Here is a 16,913-nt window from a genome sequence, read left to right as displayed (position 1 = left end):
CGAATCCAGTAGCTACTCAACGCTGGACCACCTCCTCTCACGTGTACCGTCACCCTACGACCGGGCGGCCTACTCGCGCCACGGGGAATTCGCCACGGGGACTTCTCAGCCCAGCGCGGAGGTCACCTTCTCCGCGCGCCCACCCAGGTCGAGGTACACCTGCGCCCAGGCACGATCGCTGTCACCGGCCGGCTCACCATCGCAGTAGGGCAGCGTCCCGTGCTCGGTGTGGAAGCGCATCAGCGCGAAGACCCGGGCGGTGTCGCGCTGTGCCGGGTCGGTGTAGGCCGGACCGGGTTCGCCGGACTGGTGGGGCAGGCAGGTGACCGGTTCGCCGCCTGCATTGTCGAACACGGCGGGTTCCGACGAGCAGCCCGCCACCGCGGCGAGCAGAGCGAGGCCGAGCAGCAGACGGCGCACGACGTCCTCCGGGATCAGAAGCCGGCGAGGCTGCGCAGCGCGAGCCCGACGCCGACGGCGAGTACGAGCAGGGCGGTGGCCACCGGCAGCGCCGCGAGCAACCGGCCGGCGCGGTCGCGCCAGGCCTGGGTGCGTTCCATCCGGACGAGCCGGTCGCGCACCGAGACCAGCAGCAGGCCGGCGGCGGTCAGGGTGCCGGCCATGCCCAGCGCATAGCAGGCGACCAGCACGAGACCGAACCACGGGCGGTCTGCCCGCACGGCGGCCAGCAACACGATCACCGCGGTCGGGCTCGGCACCAGGCCACCGGCCATGCCCATCCCGATCAGGCTGGTGCGACTCCACCGGTCCGGTTCAACCCCGTGTCCACCGTGCCCGTGGCCATACCCGGGCACCCCGTGGCCGTGGCCGTGGCCGACCCCGCCGGTGCCGATCGCCGCCCCGACCAGCACCCCGGTGCGTTCGGCCGCGGGCAACGCGGCCAGCTCGCGGCGCCGCACGATCGCGGTGCGCAGCAGCAGCACCCCGACCGCGGCGACGAGCAGCCCGCTGACGACCCCGAGCCAACGCAGTGCCGTGACCGGCGAGAACGTAGCGACCAGCGAGAGCAACACCCCGAACACGAGCACCCCGGCGGTGTGCGTGACGGTCACCGTCGCGCCGACCACCAGCGCGTCGCGGCGGGTGCCCTGCTTGCCGGCCAGGTACGCGGCCATCACGGTCTTGCCGTGCCCGGGCAGCGCGGCGTGTGAGGCGCCCAGCACCAGCGACATCACGACGGCGAGCGTCGCGAGCACCGGCGAGAGCTGCGGGCCGGCGGCGATCCCGGAGAGCAACCGCTCCACCGCCTGGGCGGCCGAATCGAACCAGCCGACCCCGGTGACGGGCAGCGCCACCAGCGGCTCGACGGCCGTTCCACTGCCGGGTACGACGGTGATCTGCGCCGAGCGCTGGTCCCGCGGGCTGGCCAGCAGGTCCTCGGGGTAGGCCCGCAGCTCGTCGGAGATGCTCTCGGCGGGAACGTCGCTCGCGTCGATCCGTAGCCCGTCGCCGGTGGCGGTGATCTCCCGCCAGCCGATCCGGTCCGCGGCGAACGTGTCTGCGAAGGTCACGGTCGCGCGACCGTCCAGGTCGGCGGCGGCGGCGAGCAGGCAGGTCACCCGGGTGGTGGGCAGGCCCTGCTCCCCGATCGGGTACTCCGCGGTCGCCGAGGTCACGGTCAGTACCACCGCGACCCCGTCGACGGCGACGGAGGTGGCAGGCAGCATCGCAGCGCAGGTCATGTCGGCGTGCGCGGCGCCCTCGGCGGCGGAGATGGTGCCGTCGCCGTCGGTGTCGGTGGCCCGGCGCTGCTGGACCGTGGGGATCTCCGCGGAGTCCAGGACCGACAGCACCTCGACCCGGTCCGGGGACAGGGTGATGGCGTCGTAGTGGTTGACGGTGAAGTTGCCCAGCGGATGGGCCTGGGCCTGCGGCGGGTGCACCGGCACCAGCAGCAGGGCACCGACGGCCAGCATCAGCACCGTCGCACGGGAGAGGAACCTCATGACAGCCGCTCGATCGTGGCGCGCGCCTCGGGGGCGTGCAGCGGATGGAAGTTCGGGTTGGTCTCCAGGGCCTCGCCCAGTGCGGCGACCGCCTCGGCCGGCCGGTCCAGGGCGGCCAGGATCATCCCGCGATGGTGGTCATAGCTCGCGTTGCGCCAGCCCAGGGCGTCCGCCCGCTCGGCGTAGGTCAGCGCCTCGGCGTGCCGGCCGTTCACGTGCAGCGCCCAGGACAGGGCGTCGGCACTGAAGATGCTCTGCCGCCGGTCCCACTCGGCCTGCGCCAGGCGCAGCGCCTCGGCCGGGTCGCCGTGGTCGGCGGCGATCAGCGCAGCGACCTGGTCGTCGGTAGATCCCTCGGTCGCGTAGAGCGACTGCTGGACGGCGAGCACGTCGTACTGGGCGCGGGCGTCGTCGTCGCGCCCGGCGGCCTCCAGCAGCTCCCCGTACTCCAGCAGGTACTGGGGCAGCGGGATCCGGGTGGTGATCGCGGCGTAGGCCTCCAGGGCCTCGTCGACCCGGCCCTGCGCCCACGCCACCTTGGCCTCCCCCTGGGCGAGCGCGACGTCGTCGGGGGCGGCGACCAGGCCCGCCGCGTAGTGCTCGGCGGCGCCGTCGACGTCACCGGCATTCCAGGCCAACTCACCGAGGTAGTAGCGGCAGTAGGCGATGTCGGCGGGGGTGTTCGCGGAGGACAGCGCACGCTGCATGGCCTGGCGGGCCTCGCCGGGACGCCCGTTGAGTTCCCGGTCGTAGGAGGCCCGGGTGAACGCGGCCAGGCCCGGATCCACGCCGAGCATCGACTCGATCGCGGCCGACGCGGCGGCGGTGTCGCCGAGCTGGGTATAGGCGTCGGCCAGCACGCCGTAGACGGCGCCGGTGTAGGGGCGCAGGACGCGGGCCCGTTCGCCCAGGTCACGGGCGGTGGCGAAGTCGTGGCGAGCGTTGGCCAGCTGCCCCATCCCGATCAGAGCCTCGCCGTTGTCATCGGGTTCGACCTCGAGCGACCGGTCCAGCGCGCCCTGGGCGCGGCCGTAGTACGACGGGTCACCGGTGAGCCTGGCCTTCTCCACGTAGGCGGCCCCGAGCTTGGCCCACAGCGGCGCGTCGGCCGGGTTGCGCCGCAGCGCGACCTGCGCCCGTTCGATCGTCTCGTCCAGGGCGGACGGCTGCGCCATGGGCGCGGCTGGCGGAGCGGGGGTGGCGTGGGGGGTGAGCGCGCCGGCCACCACGATGACCAGGAGCAGTACACCGATGACGACCAGCAGGGCGGGGACCCTGGAGCGGGGCTGACCGGTCATGGGGAAGACCTTTGCAGTAGGGACCGAGTGGCTCCGGCTCGGGGCGGAGCCGGAGCCACTCGGGTCTTCGGGTGCGTCAGTCGGTGACCGAGGTCACTGCTGGCGCAGGTGGCGCGTCGCGCCCGCTCCGATCAGCACCATGCCGGCCATGCCGGTCATGACACCGGGAAGCAGGTCGGTGAGGAAGCCGAGCGGCCCACCACCGGTGGCACCGCCACCGGGGGTGGAGTTGTCCGCCGGAGCGGCCGCCGGGGCGCCCTGGGCGACGGTCCCGTCGCCCTGGCTGTTCGCCGCGTCGTTGACGTTCAGGTTGTTGGCCGCCACGACGTAGGGGAACTCGTTGCTGAACGCCTTGTCGTTCTCGTTGACCGCATCGCCGCCGGCGAGCGGGCCGGTGAGCACGGCCGGGTCGAGAGCGGCACCCTGCAGTGCCACCAGGCCGATGTCGACGACATCGTCGGCGAGACGGCGGCCGTTCGGGAAGCCCTGGATATCGCCGCCCAGCACACCGAGGCGGCTGAACTCGGTCGGGGTGCCGTCCAGCGCGGTCGGCTCCTTGATGGCGGTGTTGAGCCGCAGCATCTCCGAGGGCACGAAGGCCTTCGGGTCGGCGTCGGCGTTCAGGATCTGGCTGTTCAGATCGGCCGCGATCGGGGCGGCGGAACCGTCCAGCGTGGGGGCGTCGACCGCGATGCCGGTCAGGAAGATCTCGACCAGGTCGTTGCGAGGGGTGGCCGGGGCCGGGATGCCGTAGATCGCCTCGACGAGCTTCGGGACCTCGGGGTCGGTGACCCGCTCGACGACGGCCGGGATGGTGGCGTCGAGGTCCGGACTGATCGCGTTGAACGCGTCCTTCAGGCTGACCGGCAGGACCACCTCGTTGACCAGCGGGTTGCCCAGGCGCGAGACCTGGACGTAGTCGCCGGAGGCCTCCTCGAGCCCGCCACCGTAGGTGACGTTCGAGAGCCGGTCGGTGGTGCTCCACACGCCGATGATCGGGTTGTCCACGCCGTTGCCGTTGAGCGCGACCTCGTCGATCGGCACCTCCAGCACGGTGGTGTTGACGTTGTAGCCGGCGAGGGTGTCCTGGCCGATCTCGGACAGGTCACCGCCGTAGAGCAGGTCGAACACGCGCAGGTCGAGGAAGAACGGGTCCTCGACCTGGCCGACGAAGGTGGTGCCGTCCTTGCCCACCGGAACGGTGGCGTCCTCGATCAGCGCGTCGTAGTCCGGCACCGACGCGGGGCCGGTGTTGGACGGCGCGGCCTGACCCTCGGCGACGACGGTCTCCGTGCCCTTGGCGTCGATCTTGGTCAGCGTGTAGTACTGCTTGAACAGCAGGTTCTCGTCGTCCAGGCTCTCCACCGGGCCGTTGGCGTAGAGGAACGTGTCCTGCTGCGCGGCGTTGTCGGTGGTGAACTCGTAGCGGTAGGTGGTGTCCGCCACCGCGTCGCCGTCCGAGTCGATCTTGATGTTGTAGTACGCGTCGTCGGCCCACGGGTAGAACGTGGGGCCGCCGTTCGGCTCCTGGAGACCGAACCAGTTGGCCACGAAGGTCACCTTGTCCGGGCTCTCCGGCGAGACGAACGCGTAGACGTCGGTGTTGTCGTAGGCGGGGGCGTCCGCGATGAGCGGCGCCTCCCGGTGGGATGAGGCGACCGCAGCGCCGCTGGGGATCAGCGCGAGTGCGGTGGTGGCGAGCGTGCTGCCGGCGATGATCATCGCTACGGCCGCGCGACGCCTGCGCGGGGTTTCGGACATCGTCCATCCTTTCCCCGGACCCGGCTGGGGCACCGGCCCGGGAGACGGTGCGGCGTCGAGCCCCCGCACCAACCAACTCCAGAAGCGGCCCGAAATGGACCGTCAACGGTCGAACGACCGCGAAACGCGGAAAGATACTCGCCGATCCGGATTCACCCCGGACGAGTTCGTGAAGAAAATGCCGAAGCCATTTAATGCATATCAGTGGCGACAAGCTCGGGATCGACCCAGGCGAACGGCCGGCCCGGGACGTGGCCGACGAGCGCCTGCCGCAGCTCCGCCACCGACACCGCCCCCGCGGCCGTCCGCCCGGCCAGCACGCTCGCCACGCGCGCCAGCCTGGTGAACGACAGCGTGCGCGGGACCACGTGCAGCGCGACCCCGCGCCGGCCCGCCCAGCCCGTGACCACGGGAGGCGCGTCGTCCGCGACCAGCCGCAGCACGTCCGCGGGCACGTCGTCGAAGGCGGCGAGGAAGGCGGCGAGCGCGTCCGGGTCGGAGTGCCGGCCCGCCTCGAGGTCGTCGAGGCGCGCGCCGAGCCGGGGACGCTCCCGCAGCGGCACCGGCGCGCCGCAGGACTTTCCGACGGTGAGCATCAGCAGCCGTGGATCGGGATCGAGATGCATCCCGGCCACGGCGGCCGGTGCGTCGTCGAGCGGTGGCTCCGTGGCGAGCCGGACCCGGCCACCCTCGCGCGGAACGACTCCCCAGCTGCGCCAGACGTTGGCCACCGCGACGTTGCTGACCCCCAGCTCGGACGCGAGCAGGCGGCTCGACCAGCGCCGGGCACGCAGCCGCGGAGGCAGTTCCTGCAGCGTGCGCTCGATCACCGCGGCCGGGTCCACCGACACCGGCCGGCCCGACCGGGGGGCGTCCCGCAGGCCGGTGAGCCCGTCGGCGCGGTAGCGCTCCCGCCAGGTGATCACCGTCTGCTTGGAACAGCCGAGCTCGGCCGCGACCGCGGTGGGCCCGAGCCCGTCGGCCGAGAGCAGGACGATCCGGGCACGCCTCGCGACCGTGGACGCACCGTCACCCGAACCTGCCCACTCCTGCAGGGTCCCGACGTCCGCCGAATCCACCGGCAGCGGTGGAAATGTGCGCATCAGCTGGTCGCTCCACACCCCGTACCGTTCCCCGAAATCCAGGAACTTGATTAACGCTCGCTCGACCCGGGTCCGGTGGCCGTTATTCGGAGCGCCTTACGGGAATGTCTTTCGGCGATCGACCGTCGCGCGGTTTTCACCCGAACGAGTGAACGTCAGCGGGGATCGGCCAGACGGTCGCGCAGCGCTGCGTCCTTCGCCAGCACGGATTGCGCCAGCTCCGCCTGGAACCGTTCCATCCGGTCCAGCAGCGCCGGATCGCCCGCGGCGAGGATGCGGACGGCGAGCAGCCCGGCGTTGCGGGCACCGCCCACGGCCACCGTGGCGACCGGCACCCCCGCGGGCATCTGCACGATCGACAGCAGCGAGTCCAGCCCGTCGAGCCGGGCCAACGGGACCGGGACGCCGACGACGGGCAGCGGCGTGGCGGCCGCGACCATGCCCGGCAGGTGCGCCGCGCCGCCCGCCCCCGCGACGATGACCCGCAGGCCGCGACCTGCGGCCGAGGTGGCGTAGTCGAGCATCCGCTGCGGTGTGCGGTGCGCGGAGTACACGCCCACCTCGTGGGGCACGTCGAACTCGGCGAGCGCGGCGGCGGCGGCCTCCATCACCGGCCAGTCCGAGTCACTGCCCATGATCACACCGACGAGCGGCTCAGGCACGGGGCGCTCCGGTGTGGGGGGACCAGCCGTCGGGCCACCGCGCGGTCGAGAGCCACGCGGCCGCGAGCGCGGCGCGCCCGCGGACGGTGGCCATGTCGCGGCCGAGCGCGGTGACGTGCCCGATCTTGCGGTCCGGGCGCGCCGCCTTGCCGTAGAGGTGGACCTTGACGTCGGGGAGGCGGGCGAACAGATGGTGCACGCGCTCGTCCATGCCCATCGCGGGCTCGTGCGCGGCGCCGAGGACGTTCGCCATGACCACCGCGGGCGCGGTGGCGGTCGTCGTCCCCAGCGGGTAGTCCAGCACGGCCCGCAGGTGCTGCTCGAACTGCGAGGTGCGGGAACCCTCGATGGTCCAGTGCCCGGAGTTGTGCGGGCGCATGGCCAGCTCGTTGACCAGGACGGCGCCGGAGGTGTCCTCGAACAGCTCGACGGCGAGCAGGCCGGTGACGCCCAGCTCGGCGGCCAGTCGCAGCGCGAGCCGCTGCGCGCCCGCCGCGACGTCGTCGTCGAGGTCGGGGGCGGGGGCGAGCACCTGCACGCACTGCCCGCCCTCCTGCACGGTCTCCACGACCGGCCACGCCGACGCCTGCCCGTGGGGCGAGCGTGCGACCAGCGCGGCCAGCTCGCGGCGCAGCGGCACGGCCCTCTCGACCATCAGTGGCGTGCCGACGGCGAGCAGCTCGGCCACCAGGCCCCCGGCGTCCTCGTCGAGCACCCAGACGCCGCGGCCGTCGTACCCGCCCCGGACGGCCTTGAGGACCACCGGCCAGCCGTGGACCGCGCCGAACGCGGTGACGTCGGCGGGCTCGTGGACCGACGCGTGGTCCGGCACCGGCACGCCCAGGTCGGCGAGCCGGGCGCGCATGGCGAGCTTATCCTGGGCGAACAGCAGCGCGTCCGGCCCGGGATGCACGGGCACGCCCAGCCCGACGAGCCGGTGCAGGACCTCCGGGGGGACCTGCTCGTGGTCGAACGTCACCGCGGAGCAGCCGCTCGCGAACGCGCGCATCGTCGGAGGATCGTCGGCCCGCCCGAGCCGGACGTCGGCACAGACCAGCGCGGCCGGGTCGCCCTCATCGACGGCGAGGACCCGCAGGGACTGGCCCAGCGCGATCGCGGCCTGGTGCGTCATCCGGGCCAGCTGACCGCCGCCCACCATGCCGACGACGGGCAGCGGGCCCCCGCCGGGCAACCGAGAAGTCACGTCCACAGTGCTCGAAGCCTACGTCCGCCCGCCCGGGCCGGGGCGCAGGGCCCGGGTCTGGCACGATCGAACGGGTGTCCGTCGTCGAGTCGGTGCTGGCCCAGATCCCGCAGCCGTACCGCGCCGTCGCGATCCGCCACCGCGAACTGTTGAAGTTCGCCATGGTCGGCGGCACCACGTGGATCATCGACACCGCCGTGTTCCTGCTGCTCAAGAACACCGTGCTGGTCGAGAAACCACTCACCGCGAAGATCATCGCGGTGCTGGTGGCCACGATCGCGTCCTACGTGCTCAACCGGGAGTGGTCCTTCCGTACCCGGGGCGGACGCGAGCGCGCCCACGAGGCCACGCTGTTCTTCCTGGTCAGCGGCATCGGGGTGGCCGTGTACACCGCTCCGCTGGCCGTCTCCCGCTACGTGCTGCACCTGAGCGTGCCCGACGTGAGCCTGTTCTCCCAGGAGGTGGCCGACTTCGTCAGCGGGCAGATCCTCGGCGTGCTCCTCGGCATGGCGTTCCGCTGGTGGGCGTTCCGCCGCTTCGTCTTCCCCGACGAGGACGCGCGGCGCCAGGTGCCAGCGGGCGCCGAGTAGCCCGGACGACGGTGCCGCCGACGGGACCCGCTCAGCGCGGCCCCGAGGCGCCGCGGCGGCCCTGGGCCACCACGTCCTCGGCGCGCGGGGTCGGCAGGAAGATCGTGAACGTCGGCGGGCGGGCCCGGGACAGCTCCAGGCGCCCCCCGTCCGCCTCGACCAGCGCGCGGGCCAGCGCCAGACCGATGCCGGTGGAGGAGCCGACGGACACGCCACGCTCGAAGACGTGCGCCACGAGCTCCTCCGGCACCCCCTCGCCGGCGTCGGTGACCTCGATGACCAGGCTCTTCTCCGTGGCCCGCGCGGCCACCGTGACGGTACCGGCGCCGTGGCGCAGCGCGTTGTCGAGCAGGGCGCCGACGGCCTCGGTGATCCGCGCGGGGGTGACGCGGGCGAGCAGCCCCTCGGGCACGCGCATCCGGAGCGTGCGCCCGGCCGCCCGCAGCGCGGGCCGCCACTCCTCGGCGACCTGGTCGAGACCCACCCGCAGGTCGAGCGGTTCGGCCCCCGCCGCCCGGGCCGCCCGGGCCGCCTCCAGCAGCTCGTCGAGGACGGCGGCGAGCTTCTCCGCCTGGTCGAGCGCGGCGAGCGCCTCGGTGCGGGCGCTGGGGTCGGGATGTGTCGAGAGCTCGTCGAGGCGCAGCTGCAGCGCGGTGAGCCGGCTGCGCAGCTGGTGGGACACGTCGCCGACGAGCTGGCGCTCGCGCTGCACCAGCTCCGCGAGCGCGGCGGCGGAGGCGTCGAGCACCTCGGAGACGCGGTCGAGTTCGGGGATGCCGTGCCGGACGGGGGCGGAGCGGAAGTCGCCTGCGCCCAGGCGGGCCGCGCGGTCGGCGACGTCGCGCAGCGGTTCGGCGAGGCGGCGCGCGGTGAGCGTCGCGACGACGGTGCCGGTGGCCACCGACAGCACGATCAGCAGCAGCACCACCAGCGTCACCTGCACCTGCTGGGCGAGCAGGACCGCGCGGGGCTCCTCGATGGTGATCAGCCCACCGGGCCCGAACGGCAGGGTCTCGGCCACCGGGTCGGGCCCGACGTCGACACCGATCACGAGGGGTTCCCGGCCCTCCTGCTCCAGCACGAGCCGTCCCCCGGCCGGCACGGCGAGCTCCAGACCCGCGACGTCGACCACCGCGTCCGGGCCCTCCAGCCGGGCCGCCACCTGCTCGAGGCGCGACGTCAGCTCGGCGCGGTCGAAGTCGTCGACGAGCTGCCACGTCGTGATCGCCAGCGGGCCGCCGAGCACCAGCGCGGTGAGCGCGACCACGAGCAGCGTCGACTGCAGGATGCGACGGCGCATCTAGCCGTCGCCGGGTTCAGTCATGGTTGAAGCGGAAGCCGACACCCCGGACCGTCGCGATGCGCCGCTCCCCGCCGATCTTGCGGCGCAGCCAGGACATGTGCATGTCCAGGGTCTTGGAGGTCTTCATCTCCGGGTCGTTCCACACCTCGCGCAGGATCTCCTCGCGGGTGACGACCTGCCCGGCGCGCAGCAGCAGCACCCGCAGCAGCTCGAACTCCTTGTTCGCCAGGCCCACCTCGGTGCCGTCGACGAGCACGCGGCGCCCCGACAGCTCCATCCGCACCCCCGCCACCTCGACCGACTCGGGGGTGCGGCGGCGCAGCAGCGCCCGCACCCGGGCCAGCAGCTCGGCGAGCCGGAAGGGCTTGCCGACGTAGTCGTCGGCCCCGGCGTCCAGGCCCACGACGAAGTCGACCTCGTCGGTGCGGGCGGTGAGCATCAGCACCGGGAGGTCGGGGTGGTCGAGGCGGACGCGCCGGCACACCTCCAGGCCGTCCATGCCGGGCAGGCCCAGGTCGAGGACGAGCAGGTCGACGTGCCCGGCCTGGACACGGGCGAGCGCGGCGTCACCGTCGACCGACACGTCGACCGCGTAGCCCTCCCGGTGCAGCGCGCGCGACAGTGGCTCGGCGATGGCGGCATCGTCCTCGGCCAGCAGGACCGTGGTCACGCTGCCACCATACGGCCCCCGTACCGCAGCTCAGGTGCGGAACCCGCCTGCAGAGGGCGCGTGCGCCGCACGGTCGAATCAGCACCGGCGACCGGCCATGGCACGCCTGCGGATTCCCGATCGTCGATCACCGCGGATGACCGGAGCCAACCGCGGCAGCCCCAACCGGAGATCATCGGATGGGAACAGGAGCCGGGTCGGGGCACGTCTCGACGTTCCGAGCTGCCGATCACCAGGTGGCCGGCCCGCCCACAGCATCGCCGTCGCACGGGCACCCGGCGTCCTGGTGACCGCACCGGCGTCCCGGTGGCCGCACCGACGTCCCGGTGGCCGCACCGACGTCCCGACGCCGGTGCGGTGCCCACGACGCCGGTGCGGTGCCGGTCGCGAACACCGGGCATCCTTGGCGGCCGTGAGCACCCCCGATCTGGACCTCGCGCTGCGCCTCGCCGACACCGCCGACGCCGTCACGCTCCCCCGCTTCCGGGCCGCCGACCTCCGGGTGACCCGCAAGCCCGACCGCACCCCCGTCACCGACGCCGACACCGCCGCCGAGGCCGCCCTGCGCGCCGCCAACGGCGCGGAGCGGACGGACGACACCGTGCTCGGCGAGGAGGAGGGCGGCGACGTCGCCGACACCGGCCGGGGCTGGGTGCTCGACCCGATCGACGGCACCAAGAACTTCTCCCGCGGCCTGCCGGTGTGGGCGACGCTGATCGGGCTGACGGTCGACGGCACGCCGGCGGTCGGTGTCGTGAGCGCCCCGGCGCTGGGCAGACGCTGGTGGGGGGCCACCGGGCACGGTGCGTGGACGACCGACTCGCCCGGCGCGCCCCCGCGGCGGATCCGGGTGTCGGCGGTGGCCGACCTGGCGGACGCGTACCTGTCGACCACCGACTTCCGCAGCTTCACCGCAGACAGCTGGACGCGCCTGGCCACCGCGGTGTGGGAGACCCGCGCGTTCGGCGACTTCTGGCAGTACTGCCTGGTCGCCGAGGGCGCCGTCGACGTGGCCGTGGACGCGGGGGCGAGCCCGTGGGACCTCGCCGCGCTGGTCCCGATCCTGGCCGAGGCGGGCGGTCGTCTCACCAGCCTCGCCGGCGCGGACACCTTCCGGGGCGGTGACGGCATCGCCACCAACGGCGTCCTGCACGAGCAGGCTCTGAAGACCCTGGCCTCCTGATCCCGACCCGCACACGCACAGCCCGACTCGCGCGCACCCAGACCCCGACTCGCGGGCAGGGCGGGCCCGATCCCCGCGAGTCGGGGTCTCGCGGAGCGCGAGTCGGGGCGTGCGTGCGGCCGTGTCGAGCGAAGCGTGCGAGCAGCCGTAGCCTGGGGGCACCATGACCGAGCAACTCTCCCCGCCCCGCGCCACCGGCCAGATCGCCGCGGAGGCGGTACGCCGCCGCACGTTCGCCGTGATCAGCCACCCCGACGCGGGCAAGTCGACGCTCACCGAGGCGCTCGCGCTGCACGCGTCGGCCATCGACTCCGCGGGCGCCGTGCACGGCAAGGCCGGGCGCAAGGGCGTCACGTCCGACTGGATGGAGATGGAGCAGGCGCGCGGCATCTCGATCACCTCGGCGGTGCTGCAGTTCGTCTACCGCGACCACGTGATCAACCTGCTCGACACCCCCGGCCACGGCGACTTCTCCGAGGACACCTACCGCGTGCTCGCCGCCGTCGACGCCGCGGTGATGCTGCTCGACGCGTCGAAGGGTCTGGAGGCGCAGACGCTCAAGCTGTTCGACGTCTGCCGCAGCCGCAGGATCCCCGTGCTCACGTTCGTCAACAAGTGGGACCGCCCCGGCCGCGAGGCTCTGGAACTGCTCGACGAGGTGGAGCAGACGATCGGGCTGCGGCCGATGCCGATCACCTGGCCGGTCGGGATCGCCGGTGACCTGCGCGGCATCGTCGAGTGCGGCACCGGCGAGCTCTACCGGTACTCGCGCAGCGCAGGCGGCGCCCGGTCCGACATCGAGGTGCTCGACCCCGCGACGGCGACGGAGCAGGAGCCGCTCTACGCCGAGACCGTGGACGGCGAGATGGCGTTGCTGCGCGAGATCGGCGCGGAGTTCGACGAGACCGGCTTCCTCGCCGGCATCGCCACCCCGGTGCTGTTCGGGGCGGCGTTGCAGCAGGTGGGGGTGGCCCGCCTGCTCGACGCGCTGGTCGACCTGGCCCCGGCGCCCGCACCCCGCCCGGACGCGCAGGGCACGCCGCGCGATCTGGACACGCCGCTGTCCGGGCTGGTGTTCAAGGTGCAGGCCGGGATGGACCGCTCCCACCGCGACCGCACCGCCTTCCTGCGCATCAACTCGGGGCGCTTCGAGCGCGGCATGGTGTTGACGCACGCCGCGTCCGGACGCCCGTTCGCGACGAAGTACGCGCAGGCGGTGTTCGGCCAGCAGCGCAGCACGCTCGACGAGGCGTTCCCCGGCGACATCGTCGGGCTGGTCAACGCGGGCGCACTGCGCCCCGGCGACACGCTCTACGCCGACCTGCCCGTGGAGTTCCCCACGATCCCGAGCTTCGCGCCCGAGCACTTCTCGGTCGTCCGGGGCCGGGACGCCGGCCGCTACAAGCAGTTCCGGCGCGGCATCGAGCAGCTCGACAGCGAGGGCGTCATCCAGGTGCTGCGCTCGGACCGTCGCGGCGACCAGGCCCCGGTGCTCGCCGCGGTGGGACCGCTGCAGTTCGAGGTGGTCACCGCCCGGCTGGAGACCGAGTTCCGTGCGCCGGTCACGCTGGAGCCGCTCGGGTACTCGGTGGCCCGGCTCACCGACGCGCAGGGCGCGGAGGTCCTCGACAGGGAGAGCGAGGTCGAGGTCCTCACCCGCTCCGTCGACGGCGCGCTGCTGGCGGTGTTCGGCAACAAGTGGCGGATGGAGACGGTCCGCCGCAAGCACCCGGACCTGATGATGGAGCCCCTGCTGGCGGGAGCCGTCGAACGCTAGTGCCGTGTCAAGGAAGGTCGGTGCCGGAATCGGTGGATCCAGGCGTTCGCAGGCAAGGCGCCGCCCGCAGCTCATACCGGGCGTCTTCGCCAGGGCGGCAACGCCGCCTGCGGGCGCCTGGGCCGCCGAGTTCGGTGCCGAACCTTTCTTGACACGGCACTAGTCTCCGTGATCGACAGCGAATCCGAAGGAGGCACCGTGGCCGACACCGTCAACGTCGCGACCATCACCACCGACGCCGCGCACCGCGTGATCGCGGCCGCCGAGGCGAAGGCCGCCGAGATCGGCGTGCCGATGTGCATCGCCGTGGCCGACACCGGCGGCAACCTCAAGGCGTTCTCCCGGATGGACGGGGCCGCGCTGCTGTCCACCCAGGTGGCCCAGGACAAGGCGTACACGGCCGTCGGGTTCGGCATGCCGACCCACGGCTGGCACGACTTCATCAAGGATGATGCGCCGCTCGCCCACGGCGCCCCGACCGGCATCGACCGGCTGGTGATCTTCGGCGGCGGGTACCCGATCCAGGTCGACGGTGCGGTGGTCGGCGCGATCGGCGTCAGCGGCGGGCACTACAGCCAGGACCAGGACGTGGCCGAGGCCGGTCTCGCGGCACTGGCGTGACCGGGCCGGGAGCGGGTACGAGTGCCCGCACCAGCGAGCTCGCCTTCGAGGATCTCACCCCCGGGCGCGTGTTCGAGCTCGGCACGACCGTGGTCGACCGCGAGGAGATGGTGGCGTTCGCACGCCGGTTCGACCCCCAGCCCTTCCACGTCGACGAGGCCGCCGCGGCCACCTCGCTGTTCGGCGGGCTGGCGGCGTCGGGGTGGTTCACCGCCGGGCTGTGGATGCGGCTCTACGTGGACGAGGTGCTCAGCCGCGCGACCTCGCTCGGCTCGCCGGGCGGGGAGGACATCGCCTGGCCCGCGCCGGTGTTCGCCGGCGACGAGCTGCGCGCCAGCATGGAGATCCTGGAGGCGCGGCTGTCCCGCAGCCGCCCCGGTCTGGGCCTGGTGAAGCTGCGCGCGCAGCTGCACCGTGGCACCGACGAGGTGTTCCGCAGCACCTTCACCGGGATGTTCGGCACGCGCTCCTAGGGACATCACCGGTCGCCGGGCGGCGGGGTGAGGCGGGGCCGAACGGCCGGGGGCCGCGCCACTACCCGGTGAGCGCCCGCACCACCCGTGACGGCGACGGCCTGCCCAGCCGCCCGGCCATCCACGCGCTCGTGGCGGCGAGCGCGTCGAGGTCGACCCCGTGGCCGACGCCGAGGCCGTCGAGCATCCAGACGAGGTCCTCGGTGGCGAGGTTGCCGGTGGCCGACTCCGCGTAGGGGCAGCCGCCGAGCCCGCCCGCACTGGCGTCGACCGTGACCACCCCGCGGCGCAGCGCCGCGAGCGTGTTGGCCAGCGCCTGGCCGTAGGTGTCGTGGAAGTGCACGGCGATCCGTGCCACCGGCACACCCGCGGCCCCGCACGCCTCCAGGACGGCGTCGACGTGACCGGGCGTGCCGGTGCCGATGGTGTCGCCGAGCGAGAGCTGGTGGCAGCCCATCTCCACCAGGCGGCGCCCGACGGCGGCCACCTGCGCGGGATCGACCGCCCCCTCCCACGGGTCGCCGAAGCACATCGACACGTACCCGCGCACCCGCAGGCCCGCCGCCAGCGCGCGCGTGACCACGGCGTCGAACATGGCGAACTGCGCGTCGAGGGAGCGGTTGAGGTTGCGCTGCGCGAACGACTCGGTGGCGCTGGCGAACACCGCGACGTGCTCGACACCGGCCTGCAGCGCCCGGTCCAGGCCGCGCTCGTTGGGCACGAGCACCGGGTAGTCGACGCCCGGCACCCGGGCCAGCCGCGCCAGCAGGTCGGCGGCGTCGGCGAGCTGGGGCACCCACCTCGGGTGCACGAAGCTGGTGGCCTCCAGCGTCGTCAGCCCGGCGGCGGCGAGCCGGTCCAGGAACTCCGCCTTCACCTCGACCGGCACCACGGAGCTCTCGTTCTGCAGGCCGTCCCGGGCCCCGACCTCGTAGATCGTGACGCGCCCCGGCAGCCCCGGCGCGGGCACGACCATGGGAAGATCACGACTCATCGGCCACCTCCTGGTAGAGCAGCCCCTGCACCCGCTCGACGTCGGGGATGTCGGCGAACTCCAGCGGCTCGTCGGAGGCGGACTCGATGACCAGCGTCCCGCAGCCCAGGAACCGCTCCAGCACCGTGTGCCGGAACTGCACCGAGTTGATGCGGCTCATCGGGATGTCAATGCCGGTGCGCGACAGGACGCCCTCGCGGACCAGCACCCGGCGCGTGGTCACCACGAAGTGCGTGGTGCGCCAGCGGATCACCGGTACGAGCGTGAGCCACACCGCCAGGGCGAGCCCGCCGACCGCGAGTGCGAGCCACGCCCACGGCGCCCACGGCTGCTCGCGCACCAGCGCCGCGAGGAACGTCCCCACGGCCACCACGAGCAGCAGCACCAGCACCGGGGCCAGCAGCATCTTCACGTGCGGATGCTTGTGCATGACGACCCGCTCGCCGTCCACCAGGAGATCGTCGGGGTACGCCACGGCGTCACCGTAGCGAGCGGGGCTACTCCGCGGGCCGCAGGTGCACGACGTCACCCGCGGCCACGGCCCGGCGGTGCCTGCCCGCGTCGAGGAGGAGCAGCCGGCCGTCACCGTCGACGTCCTCGGCGATACCGCTGACCGACGCGCCCCCGGGCAGCTCCACCCGGACCGGGACGCCGAGGCTGGCGCAGGCGGCGCGGTAGTCGGCGCGCAGCCGGGTGACCTCCGGGTCGCCGCGCTCCTCGCGCCAGGCCGCCTCGCGTTCGGCGAGGCGGGTCAGCAGCTCGACGAGCACGGCGGCCCGGTCGACCCCCTGCCCCGTCTCGTCGGCCAGCGAGCAGGCCGCGGGCTGGTCCGGCGGCGCGGAGTCGACGTTGAGACCGATCCCCACGACGACCGCGGGCCGGGACGGGTCGGCCACCTCGGCGAGTATCCCCGCGACCTTGCGCGGCTCGGCACCCAGCAGCAGGTCGTTGGGCCACTTGAGGCCGGCGGGGGCCGAGGTGAACGAGCGTACGGTCTCGAGCACGGCGAGCCCGGCGAGCAGCGGCAGCCAGCTGAACCGCGACGGGGACACCCCCGCGGGCCGGAACAGCACGCTGACGGTGAGCCCCGAGCCGGGCGGCGACACCCAGCTGCGCGCGAGCCGCCCGCGCCCCGCCTCCTGGTGCTCGGCGACCAGCACAGTGCGGTCCGGGGCTCCGGCGACGGCCGCGGCCATCAGGTCGGCATTGGTGGACCCGGTGCGCTCGACGACGTCGAGCTGCGCCCACGGCCCCACCAGCGCGGCGCGCAACGCGGCGACGTCCAGCGGCTGCGCGGTGCGGTTCAT

Annotated in this window: 17 protein-coding genes; 5 read left to right on the top strand and 12 right to left on the bottom strand. The window is 73.5% G+C overall.

All coding sequences use genetic code 11. The annotated features are described in order from the left end of the window. Positions 1-105: 105 nt before the first annotated feature. From Q1K26_RS13370 to Q1K26_RS13340, 7 genes are all read right to left on the bottom strand, one after another. The gene (locus tag Q1K26_RS13370; protein WP_300011420.1) at positions 106-420 is read right to left on the bottom strand and encodes a hypothetical protein; all 315 of its coding nucleotides are present in this window, start codon (positions 418-420) and stop codon (positions 106-108) included. A 14-nt stretch (positions 421-434) separates the two neighbouring features. Continuing rightward, positions 435-1,967, bottom strand: coding sequence for a High-affinity nickel-transporter (locus tag Q1K26_RS13365; RefSeq protein ID WP_300011418.1), 1,533 nt, complete (start codon positions 1,965-1,967; stop codon positions 435-437). Continuing rightward, entirely contained in the window at positions 1,964-3,265 is a 1,302-nt protein-coding gene (locus tag Q1K26_RS13360; RefSeq protein WP_300011415.1) for a tetratricopeptide repeat protein, read from the bottom strand. Before Q1K26_RS13360 ends, Q1K26_RS13365 begins: the two co-directional genes overlap by 4 nt. A gap of 93 nt (positions 3,266-3,358) precedes the next feature. Then, entirely contained in the window at positions 3,359-5,026 is a 1,668-nt protein-coding gene (locus Q1K26_RS13355; RefSeq protein WP_300011413.1) for a DUF4331 domain-containing protein, read from the bottom strand. A 191-nt stretch (positions 5,027-5,217) separates the two neighbouring features. Then, positions 5,218-6,129: a helix-turn-helix domain-containing protein gene (locus Q1K26_RS13350; RefSeq protein WP_300011410.1), complete on the bottom strand. Its 912-nt coding sequence runs from the start codon at positions 6,127-6,129 to the stop codon at positions 5,218-5,220. A 155-nt stretch (positions 6,130-6,284) separates the two neighbouring features. Then, positions 6,285-6,791, bottom strand: coding sequence for a 5-(carboxyamino)imidazole ribonucleotide mutase (purE, locus tag Q1K26_RS13345; RefSeq protein ID WP_300011407.1), 507 nt, complete (start codon positions 6,789-6,791; stop codon positions 6,285-6,287). Continuing rightward, positions 6,784-7,950: a 5-(carboxyamino)imidazole ribonucleotide synthase gene (locus tag Q1K26_RS13340; RefSeq protein WP_300011505.1), complete on the bottom strand. Its 1,167-nt coding sequence runs from the start codon at positions 7,948-7,950 to the stop codon at positions 6,784-6,786. The genes purE and Q1K26_RS13340 overlap by 8 nt, the downstream gene beginning before the upstream one ends. 119 nt (positions 7,951-8,069) lie before the next feature. Between Q1K26_RS13340 and Q1K26_RS13335 the strand changes: the two genes are divergently transcribed. Beyond that, positions 8,070-8,585 (top strand): GtrA family protein, encoded by a 516-nt coding sequence (locus Q1K26_RS13335; protein ID WP_300011404.1) that lies wholly within the window; start codon positions 8,070-8,072, stop codon positions 8,583-8,585. A gap of 31 nt (positions 8,586-8,616) precedes the next feature. On the opposite strand, the gene Q1K26_RS13330 is transcribed toward Q1K26_RS13335, so the two are convergent. Both Q1K26_RS13330 and Q1K26_RS13325 read right to left on the bottom strand, forming a co-directional pair. Next, entirely contained in the window at positions 8,617-9,885 is a 1,269-nt protein-coding gene (locus tag Q1K26_RS13330; protein ID WP_300011401.1) for a HAMP domain-containing sensor histidine kinase, read from the bottom strand. A gap of 16 nt (positions 9,886-9,901) precedes the next feature. Beyond that, entirely contained in the window at positions 9,902-10,558 is a 657-nt protein-coding gene (locus tag Q1K26_RS13325; protein WP_300011398.1) for a response regulator transcription factor, read from the bottom strand. Positions 10,559-10,970: 412 nt separating this feature from the next. Between Q1K26_RS13325 and hisN the strand changes: the two genes are divergently transcribed. The 4 genes from hisN (at position 10,971) to Q1K26_RS13305 (ending at position 14,612) form a co-directional block, all read left to right on the top strand. After that, positions 10,971-11,741 (top strand): histidinol-phosphatase, encoded by a 771-nt coding sequence (gene hisN / locus Q1K26_RS13320; RefSeq protein ID WP_300011395.1) that lies wholly within the window; start codon positions 10,971-10,973, stop codon positions 11,739-11,741. A 163-nt stretch (positions 11,742-11,904) separates the two neighbouring features. Then, complete coding sequence (locus tag Q1K26_RS13315; RefSeq protein ID WP_300011392.1) at positions 11,905-13,518, top strand: peptide chain release factor 3; 1,614 nt, start codon at positions 11,905-11,907, stop codon at positions 13,516-13,518. A gap of 198 nt (positions 13,519-13,716) precedes the next feature. Continuing rightward, positions 13,717-14,139, top strand: a complete 423-nt coding sequence (locus Q1K26_RS13310; protein WP_300011389.1) for a heme-binding protein — start codon at positions 13,717-13,719, stop codon at positions 14,137-14,139. Continuing rightward, on the top strand, positions 14,136-14,612 hold the full coding sequence (locus Q1K26_RS13305; protein ID WP_300011386.1) for a MaoC family dehydratase: 477 nt from the start codon (positions 14,136-14,138) through the stop codon (positions 14,610-14,612). The genes Q1K26_RS13310 and Q1K26_RS13305 overlap by 4 nt, the downstream gene beginning before the upstream one ends. A 61-nt stretch (positions 14,613-14,673) precedes the next feature. Here the strand turns inward: Q1K26_RS13305 and Q1K26_RS13300 are convergent, their stop codons facing one another. The 3 genes from Q1K26_RS13300 to Q1K26_RS13290 are packed head-to-tail and all read right to left on the bottom strand — an operon-like array spanning position 14,674 to position 16,913. Beyond that, positions 14,674-15,606 carry a hydroxymethylglutaryl-CoA lyase gene (locus tag Q1K26_RS13300; protein WP_300011383.1) on the bottom strand — a complete coding sequence of 311 codons (933 nt, stop codon included), beginning with the start codon at positions 15,604-15,606 and terminating at the stop codon, positions 14,674-14,676. After that, positions 15,596-16,081 (bottom strand): PH domain-containing protein, encoded by a 486-nt coding sequence (locus tag Q1K26_RS13295; RefSeq protein ID WP_300011380.1) that lies wholly within the window; start codon positions 16,079-16,081, stop codon positions 15,596-15,598. Before Q1K26_RS13295 ends, Q1K26_RS13300 begins: the two co-directional genes overlap by 11 nt. Before the next feature lie 22 nt (positions 16,082-16,103). Beyond that, positions 16,104-16,913, bottom strand: coding sequence for a biotin--[acetyl-CoA-carboxylase] ligase (locus tag Q1K26_RS13290; RefSeq protein WP_300011377.1), 810 nt, complete (start codon positions 16,911-16,913; stop codon positions 16,104-16,106).

It is taken from the genome of Pseudonocardia sp. (genome assembly GCF_029263155.1).
Lineage (GTDB): Bacteria > Actinomycetota > Actinomycetes > Mycobacteriales > Pseudonocardiaceae > Pseudonocardia.
Note: the sequence above shows the minus strand (reverse complement) of the source record. Positions and strands in the feature narration are given on the sequence as shown.

Bases quoted from the DNA above. Each gene is read 5' to 3' on its own strand.
- Q1K26_RS13365 (WP_300011418.1), bottom strand. From the start codon at position 1,967: ATGAGGTTCCTCTCCCGTGCGACGGTGCTGATGCTGGCCGTCGGTGCC.
- Q1K26_RS13360 (WP_300011415.1), bottom strand. From the start codon at position 3,265: ATGACCGGTCAGCCCCGCTCCAGGGTCCCCGCCCTGCTGGTCGTCATC.
- Q1K26_RS13290 (WP_300011377.1), bottom strand. From the start codon at position 16,913: ATGAACCGCACCGCGCAGCCGCTGGACGTCGCCGCGTTGCGCGCCGCG.
- Q1K26_RS13300 (WP_300011383.1), bottom strand. From the start codon at position 15,606: ATGAGTCGTGATCTTCCCATGGTCGTGCCCGCGCCGGGGCTGCCGGGG.
- Q1K26_RS13355 (WP_300011413.1), bottom strand. From the start codon at position 5,026: ATGTCCGAAACCCCGCGCAGGCGTCGCGCGGCCGTAGCGATGATCATC.
- Q1K26_RS13340 (WP_300011505.1), bottom strand. From the start codon at position 7,950: ATGGTGGGCGGCGGTCAGCTGGCCCGGATGACGCACCAGGCCGCGATC.
- Q1K26_RS13330 (WP_300011401.1), bottom strand. From the start codon at position 9,885: ATGCGCCGTCGCATCCTGCAGTCGACGCTGCTCGTGGTCGCGCTCACC.
- Q1K26_RS13350 (WP_300011410.1), bottom strand. From the start codon at position 6,129: ATGCGCACATTTCCACCGCTGCCGGTGGATTCGGCGGACGTCGGGACC.
- Q1K26_RS13315 (WP_300011392.1), top strand. From the start codon at position 11,905: ATGACCGAGCAACTCTCCCCGCCCCGCGCCACCGGCCAGATCGCCGCG.